16 protein-coding genes and 1 other RNA gene are annotated in these 19,756 nt (G+C 63.8%); 8 read left to right on the plus strand and 9 right to left on the minus strand.

The window, feature by feature from the left end; genetic code table 11:
* The first annotated feature begins 40 nt into the window (after positions 1–40).
* Both V1292_RS05675 and V1292_RS05680 read left to right on the plus strand, forming a co-directional pair.
* Positions 41–346 carry a GIY-YIG nuclease family protein gene (locus V1292_RS05675; protein ID WP_334370936.1) on the plus strand — a complete coding sequence of 102 codons (306 nt, stop codon included), beginning with the start codon at positions 41–43 and terminating at the stop codon, positions 344–346.
* A gap of 77 nt (positions 347–423) precedes the next feature.
* On the plus strand, positions 424–1,782 hold the full coding sequence (locus tag V1292_RS05680; RefSeq protein ID WP_334370937.1) for an AmpG family muropeptide MFS transporter: 1,359 nt from the start codon (positions 424–426) through the stop codon (positions 1,780–1,782).
* Between the two features lie 182 nt (positions 1,783–1,964).
* Here V1292_RS05680 and V1292_RS05685 read toward each other — a convergent pair whose 3' ends face one another.
* The 5 genes from V1292_RS05685 to ffs all read right to left on the minus strand — a co-directional run bounded on the left by V1292_RS05685 (position 1,965) and on the right by ffs (position 5,413).
* Positions 1,965–2,384, minus strand: a complete 420-nt coding sequence (locus V1292_RS05685) for a hypothetical protein (protein ID WP_334370938.1) — start codon at positions 2,382–2,384, stop codon at positions 1,965–1,967.
* Positions 2,385–2,409: 25 nt separating this feature from the next.
* Positions 2,410–3,015 (minus strand): recombination mediator RecR, encoded by a 606-nt coding sequence (gene recR / locus V1292_RS05690; protein ID WP_028351632.1) that lies wholly within the window; start codon positions 3,013–3,015, stop codon positions 2,410–2,412.
* 1 nt (position 3,016) lies between these two features.
* Positions 3,017–3,337, minus strand: a complete 321-nt coding sequence (locus V1292_RS05695; protein WP_065743872.1) for a YbaB/EbfC family nucleoid-associated protein — start codon at positions 3,335–3,337, stop codon at positions 3,017–3,019.
* Between the two features lie 24 nt (positions 3,338–3,361).
* Entirely contained in the window at positions 3,362–5,206 is a 1,845-nt protein-coding gene (locus V1292_RS05700) for a DNA polymerase III subunit gamma/tau (RefSeq protein WP_334370940.1), read from the minus strand.
* Between the two features lie 110 nt (positions 5,207–5,316).
* Positions 5,317–5,413: signal recognition particle sRNA small type (ffs, locus tag V1292_RS05705), an RNA gene on the minus strand.
* A gap of 303 nt (positions 5,414–5,716) precedes the next feature.
* Here ffs and V1292_RS05710 point away from each other — a divergent pair.
* From V1292_RS05710 to V1292_RS05725, 4 genes are all read left to right on the plus strand, one after another.
* Positions 5,717–6,142: an HIT family protein gene (locus V1292_RS05710; protein ID WP_334370942.1), complete on the plus strand. Its 426-nt coding sequence runs from the start codon at positions 5,717–5,719 to the stop codon at positions 6,140–6,142.
* 4 nt (positions 6,143–6,146) lie between these two features.
* Positions 6,147–7,085: an NAD(+) diphosphatase gene (gene nudC / locus V1292_RS05715; RefSeq protein WP_334370944.1), complete on the plus strand. Its 939-nt coding sequence runs from the start codon at positions 6,147–6,149 to the stop codon at positions 7,083–7,085.
* Positions 7,086–7,158: 73 nt separating this feature from the next.
* Entirely contained in the window at positions 7,159–8,121 is a 963-nt protein-coding gene (locus V1292_RS05720) for a sugar kinase (RefSeq protein WP_334376950.1), read from the plus strand.
* 66 nt (positions 8,122–8,187) lie between these two features.
* Positions 8,188–8,688, plus strand: a complete 501-nt coding sequence (locus tag V1292_RS05725; RefSeq protein ID WP_028351627.1) for an Lrp/AsnC family transcriptional regulator — start codon at positions 8,188–8,190, stop codon at positions 8,686–8,688.
* 158 nt (positions 8,689–8,846) lie between these two features.
* Here the strand turns inward: V1292_RS05725 and V1292_RS05730 are convergent, their stop codons facing one another.
* The 4 genes from V1292_RS05730 to V1292_RS05745 form a co-directional block, all read right to left on the minus strand.
* On the minus strand, positions 8,847–10,346 hold the full coding sequence (locus V1292_RS05730) for a phosphomannomutase/phosphoglucomutase (RefSeq protein ID WP_334370946.1): 1,500 nt from the start codon (positions 10,344–10,346) through the stop codon (positions 8,847–8,849).
* A gap of 117 nt (positions 10,347–10,463) precedes the next feature.
* A complete protein-coding gene (locus tag V1292_RS05735; protein ID WP_334370947.1) occupies positions 10,464–10,979 on the minus strand; it encodes a TIGR02281 family clan AA aspartic protease in 516 nt (171 codons plus the stop codon).
* 162 nt (positions 10,980–11,141) lie between these two features.
* A complete protein-coding gene (gene hrpB, locus V1292_RS05740) occupies positions 11,142–13,766 on the minus strand; it encodes an ATP-dependent helicase HrpB (RefSeq protein ID WP_334370949.1) in 2,625 nt (874 codons plus the stop codon).
* Positions 13,767–13,887: 121 nt separating this feature from the next.
* Positions 13,888–15,204: a UDP-glucose dehydrogenase family protein gene (locus tag V1292_RS05745; protein ID WP_334370951.1), complete on the minus strand. Its 1,317-nt coding sequence runs from the start codon at positions 15,202–15,204 to the stop codon at positions 13,888–13,890.
* Positions 15,205–15,384: 180 nt separating this feature from the next.
* Here V1292_RS05745 and V1292_RS05750 point away from each other — a divergent pair, with 180 nt between their 5' ends.
* Together V1292_RS05750 and polA are read left to right on the plus strand one after the other, a co-directional pair.
* A complete protein-coding gene (locus V1292_RS05750) occupies positions 15,385–16,437 on the plus strand; it encodes an acyltransferase family protein (protein ID WP_334370953.1) in 1,053 nt (350 codons plus the stop codon).
* A 229-nt stretch (positions 16,438–16,666) separates the two neighbouring features.
* The gene (gene polA / locus V1292_RS05755) at positions 16,667–19,723 is read left to right on the plus strand and encodes a DNA polymerase I (protein ID WP_334370955.1); all 3,057 of its coding nucleotides are present in this window, start codon (positions 16,667–16,669) and stop codon (positions 19,721–19,723) included.
* The last annotated feature ends 33 nt before the right edge of the window (positions 19,724–19,756 follow it).

Here is a 19,756-nt window from a genome sequence, read left to right on the forward strand (position 1 = left end):
CCCGGCTTGACCGGGCGACCCAGTATCCCAGAGGCAGTAAATGGGAACACGCAGCTACTACGTCTACATTCTAGCCAGCCGCATCGGCGGAACGCTCTACATCGGCGTGACAAATGATCTGATCCGGCGTGTTGGCGAGCACAAGTTAAAGCTCGCCGAGGGTTTCACCAAGAAGTATGAGGTGAGCCGGCTCGTCTATTTCGAAACCTTCGATCAGATCGAATATGCGATCCAGCGCGAGAAGCGCCTTAAGAAATGGCCGAGAGCCTGGAAAATATCGCTGATTGAGAAACAAAATCCGGACTGGATTGATCTTTACCCGGAGATTGCCGGAGGCGGCGGATAGGCCTCTGGGATACTGGGTCGCCCGGTCAAGCCGGGCGATGACAGTCTTTTTGTCGCAAAATCTGCTAACACCCCTCGATGACCGAATCCGCTTCCGTTTCACCTGAGAAAACTCCCGCGCCAAACTGGCGCGAGGCTTGGGCCGTGTATCTCCAGCCGCGCGTGCTGATCGTGCTGGTGCTCGGCTTTTCGTCCGGGTTGCCGCTGGCGCTGTCCGGATCGACGCTGCTGGTGTGGATGCGCGAATCCGGTGTCGATCTCGGCACCATCGGACTGTTCGCGCTGGTCGGCACACCCTACACGCTGAAATTTGCATGGGCGCCGCTGGTCGATGCGCTGCATGTGCCGATCTTCACGCGCGCGTTCGGCCGCAGGCGCGGCTGGCTGGTGTTCTCGCAACTGCTGCTGATCGGCGCGATTATGCTGCTGGCGCTGACCGACCCGGTGCGCTCGCCGCTGTTCGTGGCGCTCGGCGCACTTCTGGTCGCAACCATGTCCTCGACGCAGGACATCGTGGTCGACGCATTCCGCGTCGAGAGCCTGCCCGAAAGCGAACAGGCCGCCGGGATGGCCTCCTACGTCGCGGCTTACCGGATCGGCATGTTGGTCTCGACCGCCGGCGTGCTGTTCCTCGTAAGCGCGTTCGAGGACACCGGCATCGGGCGTAGCTCGGCGTGGATGTGGGGCTATGTTGCGATGGCCGCGCTGGTGCTGATCGGGACCGTCACGGCACTGGCCGCCACCGAGCCTGAACAATCGGTGCGCGCGGAGGCCAAGACCCACGACGAGGCTGCATTCTCGCGCATCATGCATGCCGCCATCGGGGCGTTCTCCGAATTTCTGGTCCGCAAGCATGCCTTGACGGTGCTGGCCTTCGTGGTGCTGTTCAAACTCACCGACGCGTTTTCCGGCACCATGACTGCGCCGTTCGTGATCGACCTCGGCTTCACCCGCAACGACTACGCCGCCATCGTCAAGGGCGTCGGTCTCGCCGCGACCCTGATCGGCGGCTTTGCCGGTGGCTATGTGGCGCGGCGCTATTCGCTGGTCGCAAGCTTGTGGATCGGCGGCGTGCTGCAGGCGATCTCCAACCTGGTGTTTGCGTGGCTCGCCTTTGTCGGCACCAACCAGTGGGCACTGGCCGTCGCCATCTCGGCAGAAAACTTCACCGGCGCGATCGGCACCGTGATCTTCGTCGCCTATCTCTCGGCGCTATGCCGGAATCCGCTGCACACGGCGACCCAATACGCGCTGCTCACCGCGCTGGCCGCCGTCGGGCGCACCTATCTATCCTCCGGCGCCGGCTATGTGGCGGAGGCGACGGGCTGGCCGCTATTCTTCGTGATCTCCGTTGCGATCGCGGTGCCAAGCCTGATCCTGCTGGCGTGGCTGCAGCGGCGCGGACATTTTGAGGCGGTGGGCCCGGTGAAGGTTTAGTTGCTCATCGGCGACCGCAAACACAAATCGTCATCACCCGCGAAAGCGGGTGATCCAGTATTCCAGAGCAGTTGCGTAGAATCGAGAGAGCGCGGCGTACTGGATCGCCCGGTCCTGGTGCGCAATTGCGCACAAGGCCGGGCGACGACAGCGGTCTATGTGGCAATGACGGCCGCGACACCTCAATGCTTCGTCACCACGCTCCACTTGGTGATCACGGCTTCGCTGATCTGACCGACATCCTGCGCGCAGGCGACTTCGTCGACCTTCACCGAAATTTCCTTGCCGATGAAATTCTTCAGTTGCGCGGCCTGGGCCTCGCTGCTGGTGACGAGCTGGAACGTCTCGGGCCCGGTTTCGAGATTGCAAAGCCCGTTCGGCGGCGGCAGCCGGCGCGGCTCGCTGGTGATCTGGTAGGTGGCGGCGCGCTTCTTGCCGCCCTTCATGGCGTTGAGTTCGCCGGACAGCACGTCGCCAGCCTTGATCGGCTTGCCGGGCTTCGGCGCGGGCTCGGCCTGCTGCGCCCACGCGGAAGGCGCGATCAAGGTCGCCGCCATGATGACCGCAAAACAATAGCGTTTGCCGAATCGAGGTTTCGTCATGTCGATCAGTTCCGTTTGGTGATGGCTAGAACAGCGTGCGCTGCCGCATGGCAGCCGATAGCGTACCTTCGTCGAGATAATCAAGCTCGCCGCCGACCGGCACGCCATGGGCAAGCCGGGTGATCTTGACGTTGGCGTCCTGCAGGAGATCGGTGATGTAATGCGCGGTGGTCTGGCCGTCGACCGTGGCGTTCAGCGCGAGCACGATTTCGCTGACTTGCGACTCGTGCGCGCGCGCCACCAGCGCGTCGATGGTCAGATCCTGCGGACCGATGCCGTCGAGCGGCGACAATGTGGCGCCGAGCACGTGATAGCGGCCGTTGGTCGCATTCGCCCGCTCCAACGCCCAGAGGTCGGCGACGTCGGCGACCACGACGATGGTCGAGGGATCGCGCCGGGGGTCGGTGCACACCGTGCAGGGATTTTGCGTATCGATATTGCCGCAGGTCTTGCAGACCTGAATCCTGTCGATTGCCACCTGCAGCGCGCCGGCCAAAGGCGTCATCAGCGCCTCGCGCTTCTTGATCAGGTGTAGCGCCGCGCGCCGCGCCGAGCGCGGCCCAAGCCCCGGCAGCCGCGCCAGGAGCTGGATCAGGCGTTCGATTTCAGGGCCGGCAACGCTGGCGGCCATTTCAGGTGAGACCAAGTCCGGGCGGCAGGCCGAGCCCGCCGGTCAGCGCCTGCATTTTTTCCATCGCCGCGGTTTCCGCCTTGCGCCGCGCGTCGTTATGCGCGGTGACCAGCAGATCCTCGAGCACTTCGCGCTCCTCGGCCTTCATCAGCGACGGATCGATCTTCACGCCCTTCACTTCCATCTTCGCGGTCATGCGAACGGCAACCAGCCCGCCGCCGGAAATGCCCTCGACCTCGAGATTGCCGAGCTCTTCCTGCATCGCCTGCATCTTGGATTGCAGCTCCGCCGCCTGCTTCATCATGCCGAGAAAATCAGCCATTCATCCGTCCTCTCGAGAGTCCGATCAGTCGTCGTCGCCGTCGGAAGTCTCGTTCAAGTCGTCAGTGATAATATTGGATTCCGGCGGCTCGGCGGCAAGCCTTCGCACCTCGACGACCTTGGTGCCGGGAAACCGCGCCAGCACCTCCTGCACGCGCGGATCGGCCTCGGCTGCGCGGGCGTGCTCGTTTCTCGCTTGCTCGTTCTGCGAGCGCAATGTCGGCTGGCCGGCCTCGTTGGAGACGATCACGGTCCAGCGCCGCCCGGTCCACAGTTCCAGCTTGCGGGAGAGGTCGTTGACCAACCCCCGCGCCGCATTCCGCTCCAGCGCCACCTCAAGCCGCCCGTCCTCGAAGCGGACCAGGCGCATATCGGCTTCCAGCGCCGCCTTGGTCAGGAGATCGCGCTTTTCGCCGGCGAGCGCAACAAGCTGCGGGAAAGTCGTGATCCGCAGTACGGGCGCGGAGTCCGTTTGTGCCAACGGCGCCGCCATTTGCGGGCGCGCGGACGCCTCCGCGCCGGAGCGGGGCGAGGCAGGCGTCCGCATCGGTGACGCGGCAGACATTGAAGATACCGGTGCGGTGGGCGCAGCCCGTGACGGCGCTGCACCGCCCGCGGCGATTTGCGCGCCCCCGCCGTTTTGGTCGAGCATCCGGATCGCCTCATCCGGTGTCGGCAAGTCGGCGACATAGGCGATGCGCACCAGCACCATTTCAGCGGCAGCCGCCGGCCGGGTCGCGGTCTGCACCTCCGTGATGCCCTTGAGCAGCATCTGCCACATCCGCGACAGCACCCGCATTGACAGCTTTGCGGCAAATTCACGGGCGCGGACGCGCTCAGTCTCGCCGAAAGCGACGTTGTCGGCGGTGGCGGGGACGGCCTTCACGCGGGTAACGAAATTGACGAATTCGGCGATGTCGGACAGCACCACAACCGGATCGGCGCCGACGTCATATTGGCTGCGGAATTCGCCAAAGGCGCTGGCGATATCGCCGCGCGCCAGGTGCTCGAACAGGTCGATCACCCGGGTCCGGTCGGCAAGCCCCAGCATCTGCCGGACCGCGTCGGCACGGACAAGCCCCGCCGCATGGGCAATTGCCTGATCGAACAGCGACAGCGAATCGCGCACCGAGCCTTCGGCAGCGCGCGCGATGATGCCGAGCGCCTCGGGCTCGACCTCCACGCCTTCCTTTTTCGCGATGTTGGAGAGATGCCCCATCAGCACGTCGGCCTCGACCCGTCGCAGGTCAAAACGCTGGCAGCGCGACAGCACCGTCACCGGGACTTTACGGATCTCGGTAGTAGCGAAGACGAATTTGGCGTGTTCCGGCGGCTCTTCCAGCGTCTTCAGGAAGGCGTTGAACGCCGCCGTCGACAGCATATGGACTTCGTCGATGATGTAGACCTTGTAGCGGGCACTGGCCGGCGCGTAGCGCACGCTGTCATTGATCTGGCGGACGTCGTCAACGCCGGTATGGGACGCGGCGTCCATCTCCAGCACGTCCATGTGCCGGCTTTCCATGATCGCCTGGCAGTGCACGCCGAGATCCGGCATGTGGATGGTCGGCCCCTTCACCGAACCATCCGGCTTCTCGTAGTTGAGTGCGCGGGCGAGAATTCGCGCTGTGGTGGTTTTGCCGACCCCGCGGACGCCGGTCAGGATCCAGGCCTGCGGAATTCGCCCGGTTTCGAACGCATTCGAAACGGTGCGCACCATGGCCTCCTGGCCGATCAGGTCGTCGAAATTGGAGGGGCGGTATTTTCGCGCCAGCACGCGGTAGGGCTTGGCGGTGGCGGGCTGGCCGCCGAGCTCCAAACCACCCTGGCCGGCGCCTGCTGTCATATCGGGGGGAGCGCCAGCATCACTCATCGGTCGATCCGCAATTGATTGTCTCTCAGGGCCGGCTTGCGGAAAGGAGCAAAATCAGGCGCACGGGCGCGGACCCAGCCGCTTCCATGCGCTTTTCGCTCGAAAAACAGGTAGGAGACTGACGAGCGACCCGATCCGGACCTCGTTAGGGCTGCTTCCTTCCGGACCTGACCCGGTTGGCGAGTGGCTCGTCCACCGCCAATCTCCCGATCCCTATTTGGGGCCAAAAGGGCCGGAAAGCAAGCGGGGCTTTCCCTGTAATAATCCGTGTCTCCCTGTCATACCCCGCGAAAGCGGGGTATCCAGTACGCTGCAGCCTGACAGTAAAAACGGAAGGGCCACGGCGTACTGGATCCGCCTTCGCTGGTTGAGGCTACGGCGGACAAGTCAACCGCTTTCGCGGATGATGACACATTGGTATGAAACTGCGCGAGTGCTCTCCAGAAGGCACTTTTAAAGACCCGACATTGCATCTAAAGGCCCGGCATGGATCGGGCATGGGAACTCTTGATGTCCTCTGACGCCTCCGCCTGGTCGCTGCATTCCCAGCTCAAAAAGGACACCATCGACATCGGCGACCTGCCGCTGTGCAAGGTGCTGGTGATCAAGGATGCGCATTACCCGTGGCTGCTCCTGGTGCCGCGCCGGGCAGGTGCGGTGGAAATCATCGACCTCGACGATGTCGAGCAGGCGCAGTTGATGACCGAAATCTCCCGGGTGTCGCGGGCGCTCAAAGAGATCACGAAATGCAACAAGCTCAATGTCGCGGCATTGGGCAATCTCGTGCCGCAGTTGCATGTCCATGTCATCGCGCGACGCACCAGCGATGCGGCCTGGCCGCGCCCGGTCTGGGGCGTGATGCCGCCGCTGGCGCACGACGCCGAGGAAGTCCAGAATTTCATCAACGCGCTTCGCCGCAAGATCTGGTTGGGTTGAATAGATGTCCGCATTCGACAAGTATCCGCTGGGGAAGCCCGCTTTCGTTACCCATATTCTGGATCGCGCCGCGCATCTGCGCACCAATGACGAAAAACTGTTCGCGCTGGAGAACCAGCGCAACGCCAGCGCCTATGTGATCTACCGTGACTCGCTTCTGGTGAAGCAGGAGGCGGACGGGCCGCGCGTGCTGCTCGGCATCGAAGAGGCCGTGAAGCTCGGCGCCAATCCCGGCACGATCTTTCTGGGCCTGCGCGACGGCGCGCCGGTGTTCGGCATGGGTATTTCGGCGGCGGCCGTGGAGAAGCTGATGACGCGCGACGGTGTCGCCGTGACCGAGCTGCGCGGCATGGCCATGCAGGGCACGGTGCCGCCAGAACAACTCTCCGCGATCGCGATGGCCAAATCGATGGTGACCTGGCATCAGCGCCACGGCTATTGCGCCAATTGCGGTACCCGCACCGCGATGAAGGAAGGCGGCTGGAAGCGCGAGTGCCCGAGCTGCAAAGCCGAGCACTTTCCGCGCACCGATCCGGTCGTAATCATGCTGGTCACGCACGGCGATCGATGCCTGCTCGGCCGGCAGAAGCAGTTCATGCCTGGAATGTGGTCATGCCTCGCCGGCTTCGTCGAAGCGGCCGAGACGATCGAGGACGCGGTCTGCCGGGAAATTTTCGAGGAATCCGGCATTCGTTGCACCGACGTGAGCTATTACATGACGCAGCCGTGGCCCTATCCGTCATCGCTGATGATCGGATGTTCCGCGCGCGCGCTCAACGAGGAGATCGTAGTTGACCGCGCAGAGCTTGAGGACGCGCGCTGGTTCGATCGCGCCGAGGTCGCCCTCATGCACAAGCGCCAGCATCCTGACGGCCTGTTTGCCGCGCATCCCTTCGCGATCGCGCATCATTTGATCGGCCAATGGTTGCATGGCCGGGGATAACTGCGCGTAGCGGGGAACCGGCGTCTGCTTGCTCGATTAACTGGGGACTTGAACGGACATGACGGATTCACGCATGAACTTTCAGGACAAGGCGCCGAAAATACCCCCGCGTGTCCTCTGCATCGGCATGCCGGTGCGTGACCTCACTTTTCATACGCCGGGCGTTCCCGGGCGCGGTTCCAAGGAGAACGCCACCGCATTCGACGAAATCTGCGGCGGCAACGCGCTCAATGGCGCGATCGGCATCGTTCGGCTCGGTGGCCGCGCCTCGATTTGCGGGCCGATGGGCGATGCCAGGGAAACATCGAGCCGCTTCATCTTCGAACAAATGGCGCATGAGGGCATCGAAACAAAACATCTGATCCACATGCCGGGGCTGGTGACGCCGATCTCGGCGGTGATGATCGATCCTTCCGGCGAGCGCACCATCGTGACCTTCCGCGATCCGAACCTGTGGCATGTGAAGTTGCCCGACTTCGACACGCTGCTGGACGATTGCGCCGCCATTCTCACCGAGAGCCGCTGCGCGGAATTCTGCACCGAGCTCTGCGCCGAGGCGGTCCGGCGCGGCATTCCCGTCATCGTCGACGTCGATCGCGCGATGTCGATGCGCGAGGGACTGTTGAACGCCTCCACCCACCTGGTGTTCTCGAGCGAGCCGCTGCAGGAAACCGCAGACGTTAGCGACGATGCCCAGGCGCTGAAGAAAATTGCAAAGCTGACCCCCTCATTTCTGGCGGGAACCCGAGGCCCGAGGGGCACGATCTGGCTCGACGAGAACGGCGGCATCCAGGAAACCCCGGCTTTCCCGGTGCATACGGTAGACACCCTGGGCGCCGGCGACGTGTTCCACGGCGCGTTTGCGCTCGCGATCACCGAGAACCAGGAATTACGGCAGGCGCTCCGATTCGCCTCCGCCGCGGCAGCGCTGAAATGCACCCGCTTCGGGGGGGCCTTCGCAGCCCCACAACGTGCTGAAGTTGAAGAGTTTTTGACCCACGGCCAAGCTGCAGGCCAGGCTTCGACCGACCACTAGCGACTTGCTATAGAAGAATTTTCTATATATGAGGTGATCAGACCTTTCATATGGAACATTCTTCTCATGACCGACCTAGCCGTTCAACTCCCTGAAGCCAGCCGCCGGCTGGATGCCATCGACCGCAAGATCCTGACCGTGCTGCAGGAGGACGCCTCGCTATCGGTTGCCGAGATTGGGGACCGGGTTGGGCTGTCGTCGACGCCGTGCTGGAAGCGGATCCAGCGGCTGGAGGCCGATGGCGTGATCCTGCGCCGGGTCGCGCTGGTCGACCAGAACAAGATCGGGCTCGGCATTTCCGTGTTCGTCTCGGTCGAGAGCGCCGACCATTCCGAGGCCTGGCTGCGAAAGTTCGCCGACGCCGTCAGCGCCATGCCCGAGGTGATGGAGTTTTATCGGATGGCCGGCGACGTCGATTACATGCTGCGCGTCGTGGTCGCCGATATGGCGAGCTATGACGTGTTCTACAAAAAGCTGATCAGCGCCGTGCCGCTGAAGAACGTCACCTCGCGGTTTGCGATGGAGAAGATCAAGTCGGTGACCGCACTGCCAGTGCCGGCGGCGTAAGGGCGATCACGCGACCATTCACTCCGCTGTCGTCACCCGCGAAAGCGGGTGACCCAGTATTCCAGAGACGTCAGCGATAGAACCGAGAAGCCGCGGCGTACTGGGTCCCCCGCCTTCGCGGGGAAGACAACGGTGAGCGCGGCAACGATGCGCCCCCTTCAAATCTTCTGGTTATACTCACCCACTTCCGGATGCGTGCGCAGCACGGAATCCATCGCCTCGAACATGTCGCGCATGCGCGCCTCACTCACCGGGCTCTCGACCACGACCACCAGTTCCGGCTTGTTCGATGAGGCCCGCACCAGGCCCCAGCTTCCGTCCTCGACGGTGACGCGCACGCCATTGACGGTGACGAGATCGCGAATCTTCTGGCCGGCGACCTTGTCGCCCTTCTTCTGCAGCGCTTCGAAATGTTTCACCACGGCGTCGGCGACGCCGTATTTGGCCTCGTCGGCGCAATGCGGCGACATGGTCGGCGACGACCAGGTTTTCGGCAGCGCGTTCTTCAGGTCCGCCATCGACTTATCAGGCGCGCGATCGAGCATCTCGCAGATCGCAATTGCCGAGACCAAGCCGTCGTCATAGCCGCGGCCGAACGGCTTGTTGAAGAAGAAGTGGCCTGATTTTTCGAAACCTGCCAGCGCGCCCATCTCGTTGGTGCGGCGCTTCATGTAGGAATGGCCGGTTTTCCAGTAGGCCGTTTTCGCGCCCTGCTTCTGCAGCACCGGATCCGTGACGAACAATCCCGTCGATTTCACGTCGACCACGAATTGCGCTTCCTTGTGGATCGCCGACATGTCGCGCGCCAGCATCACGCCGACCTTGTCGGCGAAGATTTCCTCGCCGGTATTGTCAACGACGCCGCAGCGGTCGCCGTCGCCGTCGAAGCCCAGGCCCACATCGGCCTTGTGCTTGAGCACGGCGTCGCGAATCGCGTGCAGCATCTCCATGTCTTCCGGATTCGGATTGTACTTCGGAAACGTGTGGTCGAGCTCGGTGTCGAGCGGGATCACTTCGCAGCCGATCGCCTCCAAAACCTGCGGCGCGAACGCGCCCGCGGTGCCGTTGCCGCAGGCGGCAACAACCTTCAGCTTGCGTTTCAGCTTGGAACGGCTGGTGAGATCGGCGATATAGCGCGCCGGAAAGTTCTCGTGGAATTGATAAGAGCCGCCGACCCTGTTCCTGAAATCAGCGTTGAGCACGATCTCTTTCAGCCGCGTCATCTCGTCGGGGCCGAAGGTGAGCGGGCGGTTGGCACCCATCTTGACGCCGGTCCAGCCATTGTCGTTGTGCGAGGCGGTGACCATGGCGACGCAGGGCACGTCGAGATCGAACTGCGCGAAATAGGCCATCGGCGTCACCGCGAGCCCGATGTCGTGCACCTTGCAGCCCGCGGCCATCAGGCCGGAAACCAGCGCGTATTTGATCGAGGCTGAATAGCCGCGGAAATCGTGGCCGGTGACGATTTCCTGTTTGACCCCGAGTTCCGCAATCAGCGCACCGAGCCCCATGCCCAGCGCCTGAACGCCCATCAAATTGATTTCCTTCTCGAACAGCCAGCGCGCGTCGTATTCGCGGAAACCAGTCGCCTTCACCATCGGCCCGGATTCGAAGTCATAGGTATTCGGAACCAGCACGGATTTGGGCTTCGGGAACATGGGATGGCCTTGTCATGAAAGCGAGGGAACCGCAGCCATAGCGAAAGCGCAGGCCGGGCGAAAGGCGGGCCGCCGCGTTTTGACGGTCAATTGCGGCGGTTTGGTAGCCGGGTAACCTTACTGTTCCAGCACCATTCTGCCGTTGGCATATTCGAAGCGCTTCAGCTTCGACAGGAACGACAGGCCGAGCAGGTTTTCGGACAGCGCCTCGTCCGGCAGCACCACGGCATCAACGTCGCGCACCACGAGGCCGCCGAGTTCGATCATCGCAAGCCGCGTACGCGCGGCCTTGATGGTGCCGTTGGCGGTGGTGACGGTCGCGTTGTAGTCGCTGCGCGAGGGACGCAGGCCAAAGCGGGCCGCCGACTTTTCGTTCAACGCCACCAGCGAGGCGCCGGTATCGACCATGAAGTTGATGCGTTGCCCATCGATGCGGCCGTCGGTCTGGAAATGGCCGCGCGCATCGCGGGGAATGTCGAGGCTGCGACCGGAGGCTTGCGCGACCGTTTGCACGGGAGCCTTTTTCGGCGACGTACTGGCGGAGGCCGAGGTCGGCGACATCTTGTCTGCCATCTGCGCCATGTAGGTGCCGAGGCCGATCAGGACGGCGGCAAGGATCATCAGGTTACGCATCACGCCACACTCGACTGCCAGACCGCCGATATCACCACGCCGGCCGCGAAATCGCGACTAACGGCGATGACCGGGCGTGCCATTTTGACGAAAAGGATGAGTGAAGTGTTAACGGGGCGTCCTGAACCTCGCCCCGCTTGCGGGGAGAGGGAGCTCAAGCCCTCACGTCCCGCGCGGCTTGACCCGGCGGGTCGGCAGCGCATTTGCCGGGTCTTCCGGCCAGGGATGACGGGGATAACGGCCGCGCAGGTCGGAGCGCACGGCGGCATAGCTGCCGCGCCAAAAACCTGGAAGGTCGCGCGTCACCTGCACAGGGCGTTGTGCCGGGGACAGCAATTCCAGCACCAGCGGCACCTTGCCTTTGGCGATCGAAGGATGGGTGTTGAGCCCGAACAGTTCCTGCAGGCGTACAGCAATGGTCGGGCCCTGCTCGGCCTCGTAGTCGATCGCCAACATGGTGCCGGTCGGCGCCTCGAAATGCGTCGGCGCCTCGCGCTCCAGCCGCGCGCGCAATTCCCATGGCAACAGCATCATCAGCGTATCCGAGAGATCGCCGGAGGAAAAATCCTTCAGCGAGGTCTTGTCGTGGAGCGCCGGCACCAGCCAGTTCTCGGCTTCGGCTGCCAGCGCAGCATCCGACAGATCGGGCCAGCTCTCACCTTCCGCCTTGCGCAGGAACATCACACGGTCACGCCACTGCTTCAGGGATTTCGACCATGGCAGCTTGTCGAGCCCCGCGGCGACCAAGCCCGCAGCGAAGATGCGTGCGGTCTCTGCCGACGGCGACAGCGCCATCGGCGCTTCCGACAGCGTGATTGCGTGCAGCGTCCGCTTGCGGCGGGCACGCAGCGCCATCGCGCCGCGATCGAACGAAATCTCTTCGGTGCTTTCGATCTGATCGGCGAAATGCGCTTCGATATCTTCTTGCGCGATCGGTGCCGCCAGCAGAATGCGCCCCTGGGCTGCGGTGCCGGTCAGTTCGGCGACCGCGATATAGGGCGCGCGCCCCAGCGACGAGCCTTGCTCGACGGCGGCGCCACGACCGTTGGCGAGCACGAAACTGCCGTTGCCGCGGTTGCGGGCGACCCGATCGGGGAAGGCAAGCGCGAGCATGAGGCCGGTGGAGAGTTCTGCGTTAGGGACGCGAGACTGCCCGGGCTCCCCTCCCCCTTGCGGGGTCCGAGGCGAGCGAAGCTCGCTCTCGAGGTTGGGGGAAGGGGTAAGCCCAGGAAAGACTACCCGTGTGGACCCCTCTCCCCGGCCCTCCCCCGCAAGGGGGGAGGGAGAAGAGAGAGCACGCTCCTCGGCCCCCACCTGCTGCGCCCATCGCTGGGCGAGACTGCGCGCGCTGGAAGCGCGCGACGAGCGGTCGCGGCGGAACTGATCGAGCCTGACGTCGAGATCGACGCTGTCGCCGCCGAGGCCGCGTTCGGTGAGAACAGCGGCGATTTCGGCGGCCTCCTCGCCCGCGCCCAGCCGGTGCGAATCCACGATCATGCGCGCCAGCCGTGGCGGCAGCGCCAGAGCCCGAAGGCTCTTGCCCTCTGCGGTGATGCGGCCGTCGCTATCGAGAGCACCGAGCTCGAGAAGCAGGCTCCCCGCTTCCTTCAGCGCCGGCGCCGGCGGGGGATCGAGAAACGCCAGCGTCGCCGGATCGCGGACGCCCCATTGCGCGAGATCGAGCACCAGCGAGGATAGATCGGCCGAGAGAATTTCCGGCTGGGTGTAGGCGGCGAGCGAAGCCGTCTGCGGCTCGTCCCACAGCCGGTAGCACACGCCGGGCTCGGTGCGGCCGGCGCGGCCGCGGCGCTGGTCGACCGCGGCGCGCGAGGCGCGCACGGTCTCGAGCCGCGTCAGGCCGATATCGGGCTCGTAACGCGGCACCCGCGCCAGGCCGGAATCGACGACGATGCGGACGCCCTCGATGGTCAGCGAGGTCTCGGCGATCGAAGTTGCCAGCACGACTTTGCGTTGGCCCTTCGGCGCCGGCGCGATGGCGCGGTCCTGCACGGCGGCCTCCAGCGCGCCGAACAGCGGCACGATCTCGACGCTTGCGTCATGAACCCGCTCGCCGAGAAAATTCTGCGTACGGCGGATTTCGGCGGCGCCTGGTAGAAATGCCAGCACCGAGCCGGGATCGGCGCGCAGCGCGGTCGCGATCGCATCCGCCATCTGCCGCTCGATGGGTGCGTCCGCCTTGCGGCCGAGATAACGTGTCTCCACCGCAAACGCGCGGCCTTCGCTGGCAACCACTGGTGCATCCCCGAGCAGTTTGCCGACCCTTGCGCCGTCGAGCGTTGCCGACATTACGAGGATACGCAGGTCCTCGCGCAGGCCGGTCTGCGCATCGCGGGCGAGCGCGAGCCCCAGATCGGCGTCGAGCGAACGCTCGTGGAATTCGTCGAACAGCACGGCGGCGACGCCGTTCAATTCGGGATCATCGAGAATCTGGCGCGAGAAGATTCCCTCGGTGACCACCTCGATCCGGGTCGCGCGCGAGATCTTGGAGCCGAAGCGGACGCGATAGCCGACGGTCTCCCCTGCCCGCTCGCCGAGCGTCCGCGCCATTCGTTCGGCGCTGGCCCGCGCCGCGATCCGCCGCGGCTCCAGCATGATGATCTTCTTGTCCTTCAGCCAGGGCGCATCGAGCAGCGCGAGCGGCACCCGCGTGGTCTTGCCGGCACCGGGAGGGGCCACCAGCACCGCGGTGTTGCTAGCCGAAAGCGTGCGATCGAGTTCATCGAGCACGGCATCAATCGGCAGAGGCGTGTCGAAGGTAAGAGGCAATATCTCTCATCCGTCATCACCCGCGAAAGCGGGTGATCCAGTAAACGCAGACGTTGCTGATCGCAAAGACCGGGAGTACTGGATACCCCGCCTGCGCGGGGTATGACAACTGTGGTTGCGGCTACTTCCGAGTCTGAGCCGCCCGCCCGACGCTATCATAGATGAAGCCATGGGCCTCCATGTCTTCGGAGCGGTAGATGTTGCGCAAGTCGACCACGACAGGCTGCGCCATTGCGCCCTTGATCCGATCCAGATCGAGCGCGCGGTACTGCACCCATTCGGTGACGAGGACCATGGCGTCGGCGCCCTTCACGCATTCATAGGGGTCGTCGCAATATTCGATCTCGGGCAGCTCCTTCTTCGCCTGCTCCATGCCAACCGGATCGTGCGCGCGCACTTTCGCGCCCATGTCGAGCAGGCCGGTGACGAGCGGAATCGACGGCGCCTCGCGCATGTCGTCGGTGTCGGGCTTGAAGGTGAGGCCGAGCACCGCGACCGTCTTGCCGCGCAGGTTGCCGGCGGCATTCGACACCTTGCGCGCCATCGCGCGCTTTCTGATGTCGTTGACGCCGAGCACGGCCTCGACGATGCGCAGTTGCACGTCATGATCCTGAGCGATCTTGACCAGCGCGCGGGTATCCTTCGGAAAGCAGGAGCCGCCGAAGCCCGGCCCCGCATGCAGGAATTTCGAGCCGATGCGGTTGTCAAGCCCGATGCCGCGCGCGACTTGCTGCACGTCGGCGCCGACCTTTTCCGAGAGATCGGCAATCTCGTTGATGAAGGTGATCTTGGTGGCAAGGAACGCGTTGGCCGCGTATTTGATCAGTTCGGCGGTGCGCCGCGCCGTGAACATCAACGGCGCCTGGTTGAGCGACAGCGGCCGGTAGACGTCACCGAGCACCTTGCGCCCGCGTTCGTCGTCGGTCCCGACCACGATACGGTCGGGGAATTTGAAGTCGCGGATCGCGGCGCCCTCGCGCAAAAATTCCGGATTGGAGGCGACCACGACGTCGGCCGACGGATTGGCCTCGCTGATCAATCGTTCGACCTCATCGCCAGTGCCGACCGGCACGGTCGATTTGGTCACCACCACCGTGAAGCCCGACAGCGCCGCCGCGATCTCGCGCGCGGCGCTGTAGACGTAAGTGAGGTCGGCATGGCCGTCGCCACGCCGCGAGGGCGTCCCGACGGCGATGAACACGGCGTCGGCTTCCGCCACCGGCGCGGTCAGGTCGGTGGTGAAATCCAGCCGCTTGGCCCTGACGTTGGAGGCCACCAGCGCGTCGAGCCCAGGCTCGAAAATCGGGATCTCACCTCGGTGCAGGGCTTCGATCTTGCCGGCGTCCTTGTCCACGCAGGTGACCTGGTGGCCGAAATCGGCAAAGCAGGCGCCGGATACCAGCCCCACATAGCCCGTGCCAATCATGGCGATTCGCATGAAAACAATCCGTATTTGATGGTTAACGCCAATCCCGATTTTGCAGGCGTCTTAGAGCATTTTTCATCAAAGGGGAAACCGGAAAAAGCGCCCGATCCCGGCATGTGATTTGTATGGATAAAGAAGAAAGCAACGGATCGGGCCGAAGATGCGGCCGCCTCGCGCCGAAAAGGGACACCGATGACTTCAAACGGTACATCCGCCGTCACGGAACGCTCCACCCGCATCGATTGGGTGGACTACGCCAAGGGCATCTGCATCGTCATGGTGGTGATGATGCATTCGGTGCTGGGGGTCGAAGCGGCGGCCGGCCAGACCGGCTTCATGCATGCGTTCGTGATGTTCGCAAAGCCGTTCCGGATGCCGGATTTCTTCCTGATTTCGGGCCTGTTTCTTGCCGTTGTCATCGACCGTGACTGGCGCACCTATCTCGACCGCAAGGTCCTGCACTTCGCTTATTTTTATGTGCTGTGGGTGACGATCCAGTTCGGCTTCAAGGCTCCTGGCTTCGCCGCTGAATCGGGTTGGCGGCATGTCGGATTCATGTATCTGGAATCCTTCATCGAGCCGTTCGGCACGTTGTGGTTCATTTATTTGTTGCCGGTGTTCTTCGTTGTCACAAAACTGTTGCGCGGCGTCCCGCCGCTTGCGATCTGGCTCGCGGCCGCGGCGCTCGAGATGGCGCATATCACGACCGGCTGGACCGTGATCGACGAATTCTGCGGGCGTTTCGTCTATTTCTATTCCGGCTACCTGTTTGCCAACTACGTGTTCGCGGTGTCGGACCGCGCGCGGGCGCGCCCGGCCCTCGCACTCGTGGGCGTCGCGCTGTGGACGCTCGTCAACGGCGCGCTGGTCGTATCCGGTTTTGACGAATGGCCGCTCGTTTCACTGGCGCTCGGCTTTGCGGGCGCCGGCGCCATCATCGTCATGGGCACGCTGCTGGCGCGCATGCAGTGGCTGAATTTCCTGCGCTATTGCGGCGAGCATTCCATCGTCATCTACCTCGCCTTCTTCCTGCCGATGGCGGTGACCCGAACGCTGCTTTTGAAGACCGGCCTGATCGCTGATATCGGAATGGTCTCGCTGATCGTGACGGTTGCAGGCGTCGCGGGGGCGGTGGTGATCTGGCGCCTCGCGCTGGCGCTGCGGGCGAACTTCCTGTTCGACCGCCCGGCCGCGTTCTGGATCGCGCCGAAAAAAGCCGCGCCGGCGCTGCAGCCGGCGGAGTAGGTTGCTCGACACACCCTACCTGTCATCGCCCGGCCTTGTGCGCAATTGCGCACTGGGACCGGGCGACCCAGTACGCCGAGCTCCCTCAGTTGAACATGACTGCCTCGGCGTACTGGATCACCCGCCTTCGCGGGTGATGACGGATGTGCGGGTGACGACGGGTGTGTATTTGGCTCAAAATCCCTCTCCCAAGGCTGTCAATCCGCGCAAAAATCCCTAAATTTCGGCCATGCCGAAATCAGCCCCCAAAGCCGCCGCGAAACCCGCTCCCGCCAAAGCGCCTGCCAAGGCGCCCGCCAAAGCCCCTGCCAAGGGCGACCATGTGTTCCTGGTCGACGGTTCCGGCTACATTTTCCGCGCCTATCACGCGCTGCCGCCCTTGAACCGCAAATCTGACGGGCTGCAGGTCAATGCCGTGCTCGGCTTCTGCAATATGCTGTGGAAGCTGCTCCGCGAAATGCCCGAGGATAACAGGCCGACGCATCTGGCGGTCGTGTTCGACAAGTCGGAAATCACGTTCCGCAACAAGCTCTATCCCGATTACAAGGCGCATCGGCCACCCGCGCCGGACGACCTGATCCCGCAATTTGCCTTGATCCGCGAAGCCGTGCGCGCGTTCGACCTGCCTTGCCTCGAGCAAGTCGGCTACGAGGCCGACGACTTGATCGCGACCTATGTCCGCATTGCCTGCGAGCGGGGCGCCACCGCCACCATCGTGTCCTCGGACAAGGACCTGATGCAGCTCGTGACCGACTGCGTCACCATGTACGACACCATGAAGGACCGGCGCCTCGGGGTCGCTGAGGTGATCGAGAAATTCGGCGTTCCGCCGGAAAAGGTCGTCGAGGTGCAGGCGTTGGCCGGCGATTCCACCGACAACGTGCCGGGTGTACCCGGCATCGGCGTCAAGACCGCGGCGCAACTGATTGTCGAATATGGCGACCTGGAAACGCTGCTGCAGCGCGCCGGCGAGATCAAGCAGCCGAAACGGCGCGAGGCGCTGATCGAGAACGCCGAAAAGGCGCGGATCTCGCGGCAACTGGTGCTGCTCGACGACAAGGTCGATCTCGAAGTGCCGCTCGATGACCTTGCCGTGCACGAGCCGGATGCGCGCAAGCTGATCGCCTTCCTCAAGGCGATGGAGTTCTCCACCCTTACCCGCCGTGTCGCCGAATATTCGCAGATCGATCCCGCCGATATCGAGCCGGATGCAGGCAACAAGAGCGGCGCCAGTGTTTTCGCGGTGCCGCCATCGGGCAAGAAGCCGGAGGGCTATGTCGAAGGCGCGACGCTATTCGACAGTCCGCCCGCCGGCAAAGCCGGCACCGCACCGGGCAAGACCGGCGGCGACAAGCAGGACAAGGGGGCGAGCCACAAGGGTACACCGATATCGCTGGCTGCGGTCCGCGCGGAGGCCGCGCGAAAACTGCCGGTCGATCGGACCAAGTACCAGACCATCCGCACGATCGATGAGCTCAATGCCTGGGTTGCGCGGGCCTATGACGCCGGCACGTTTGCGATCGTCGCCAAGGCGAGCTCGGACGATCCAATGCAGGCCGACATCTGCGGCATTGCGCTGGCGCTGGCGCCAAACGACGCCTGCTACATTCCACTCACGCACAAGCAATCCGGCGGCGGCGCCGGCCTGTTCGACGCCGGCCTCGCGCCGGACCAGATCACGGCTGCCGAGGCGCTGGCGGGGTTGCAGCCGCTGTTGGAATCACAGGGCATTCTCAAGATCGGCTTCGATATCAAGTTCAGCGCCGTGATGCTGGCGCAACACGGCGTCACCCTGCGCAACGTCGACGACGCGCAATTGATGTCGTACGCGCTCGACGCCGGACGCAATTCACATGCGCTGGGGTCGCTCGCCGAACGTTGGTTTGGCCATGCCGTCACGAGCGAAAGCGAGCTGATCGGCAACGGCAAGAACAAGCTGACCTTCGATCAGGTCGCGATCGACAAGGCGACCGTCTATTCGGCCGAGAGCGCCGACGTCATCCTGCGGCTGCATCGCGTGCTCAGACCGCGGCTCGCCGCGGAGCACATGATGACGGTCTATGAGACCCTGGAGCGGCCGCTGGTCACCGTGCTGGCGCGGATGGAGCGGCGCGGCATTTCGATCGATCGCCAAGTGCTGTCGCGGCTGTCGGGCGATTTCGCCCAGACCGCAGCGCGCGTCGAGGCCGAGTTGCAGGAGATCGCCGGCGAGCCGATCAATGTCGGCAGCCCCAAGCAGATCGGCGACATCATCTTCGGCAAGATGGGCATCCCCGGCGGCACCAAGACCAAGACCGGGGCGTGGTCGACCTCGGCGCAGATTCTCGATGAGCTCGCCGAACAGGGTCATGAATTCCCGAAGAAAATTCTGGAGTGGCGGCAGGTCTCGAAACTGAAATCGACCTATACCGACGCGCTGCCGAATTATGTGCATCCGCAGACCCACCGCGTGCACACGACCTATGCGCTGGCCGCGACCACCACGGGGCGGCTGTCGTCGAACGAGCCGAACCTGCAGAACATTCCGGTTCGTACCGAGGACGGCCGCAAGATCCGCCGCGCCTTCATCGCGACGCCCGGGCACAAGCTGGTGTCGGCGGACTATTCGCAGATCGAATTACGGCTGCTGGCCGAGATTGCGGACATCCCCGTTTTGAAGCAGGCGTTCCGCGACGGGCTCGACATTCACGCCATGACGGCGTCCGAAATGTTCGGCGTGCCGATCAAGGACATGCCGGGCGAAGTGCGGCGGCGTGCGAAGGCGATCAATTTCGGCATCATCTACGGCATCTCGGCGTTCGGCCTCGCCAACCAGCTCGGCATCGCCCGCGAGGAAGCCTCCGCCTACATCAAGAAGTACTTCGAGCGCTTCCCGGGCATCCGCGCTTACATGGACGAGACGCGGGATTTCTGCCGCACCAATGGCTATGTGCTGACCCTGTTCGGGCGGAAGTGTCATTATCCCGACATCAAGGCCTCCAACGCCTCGGTCCGCTCCTTCAACGAGCGGGCCGCAATCAACGCGCGCCTGCAAGGCACCGCCGCCGACATCATCCGTCGCGCCATGATCCGGATGGAAGATGCGCTGGCGGAGAAGAAGCTGTCGGCGCAGATGCTGTTGCAGGTGCATGACGAACTGATCTTCGAAGTGCCCGACGACGAAGTGGCGGCGACGCTTCCGGTGGTGCAGCACGTCATGCAAGACGCGCCGTTCCCGGCGGTAAATCTCTCGCTGCCGCTGCAGGTGGATGCGCGGGCGGCGAATAATTGGGACGAGGCGCATTGAGGCGATGCGTTCCCCGGATGCTGCGCAGCATCA

It is taken from the genome of Bradyrhizobium sp. AZCC 1719, from assembly GCF_036924525.1.
In the GTDB taxonomy this organism is placed as follows: domain Bacteria; phylum Pseudomonadota; class Alphaproteobacteria; order Rhizobiales; family Xanthobacteraceae; genus Bradyrhizobium.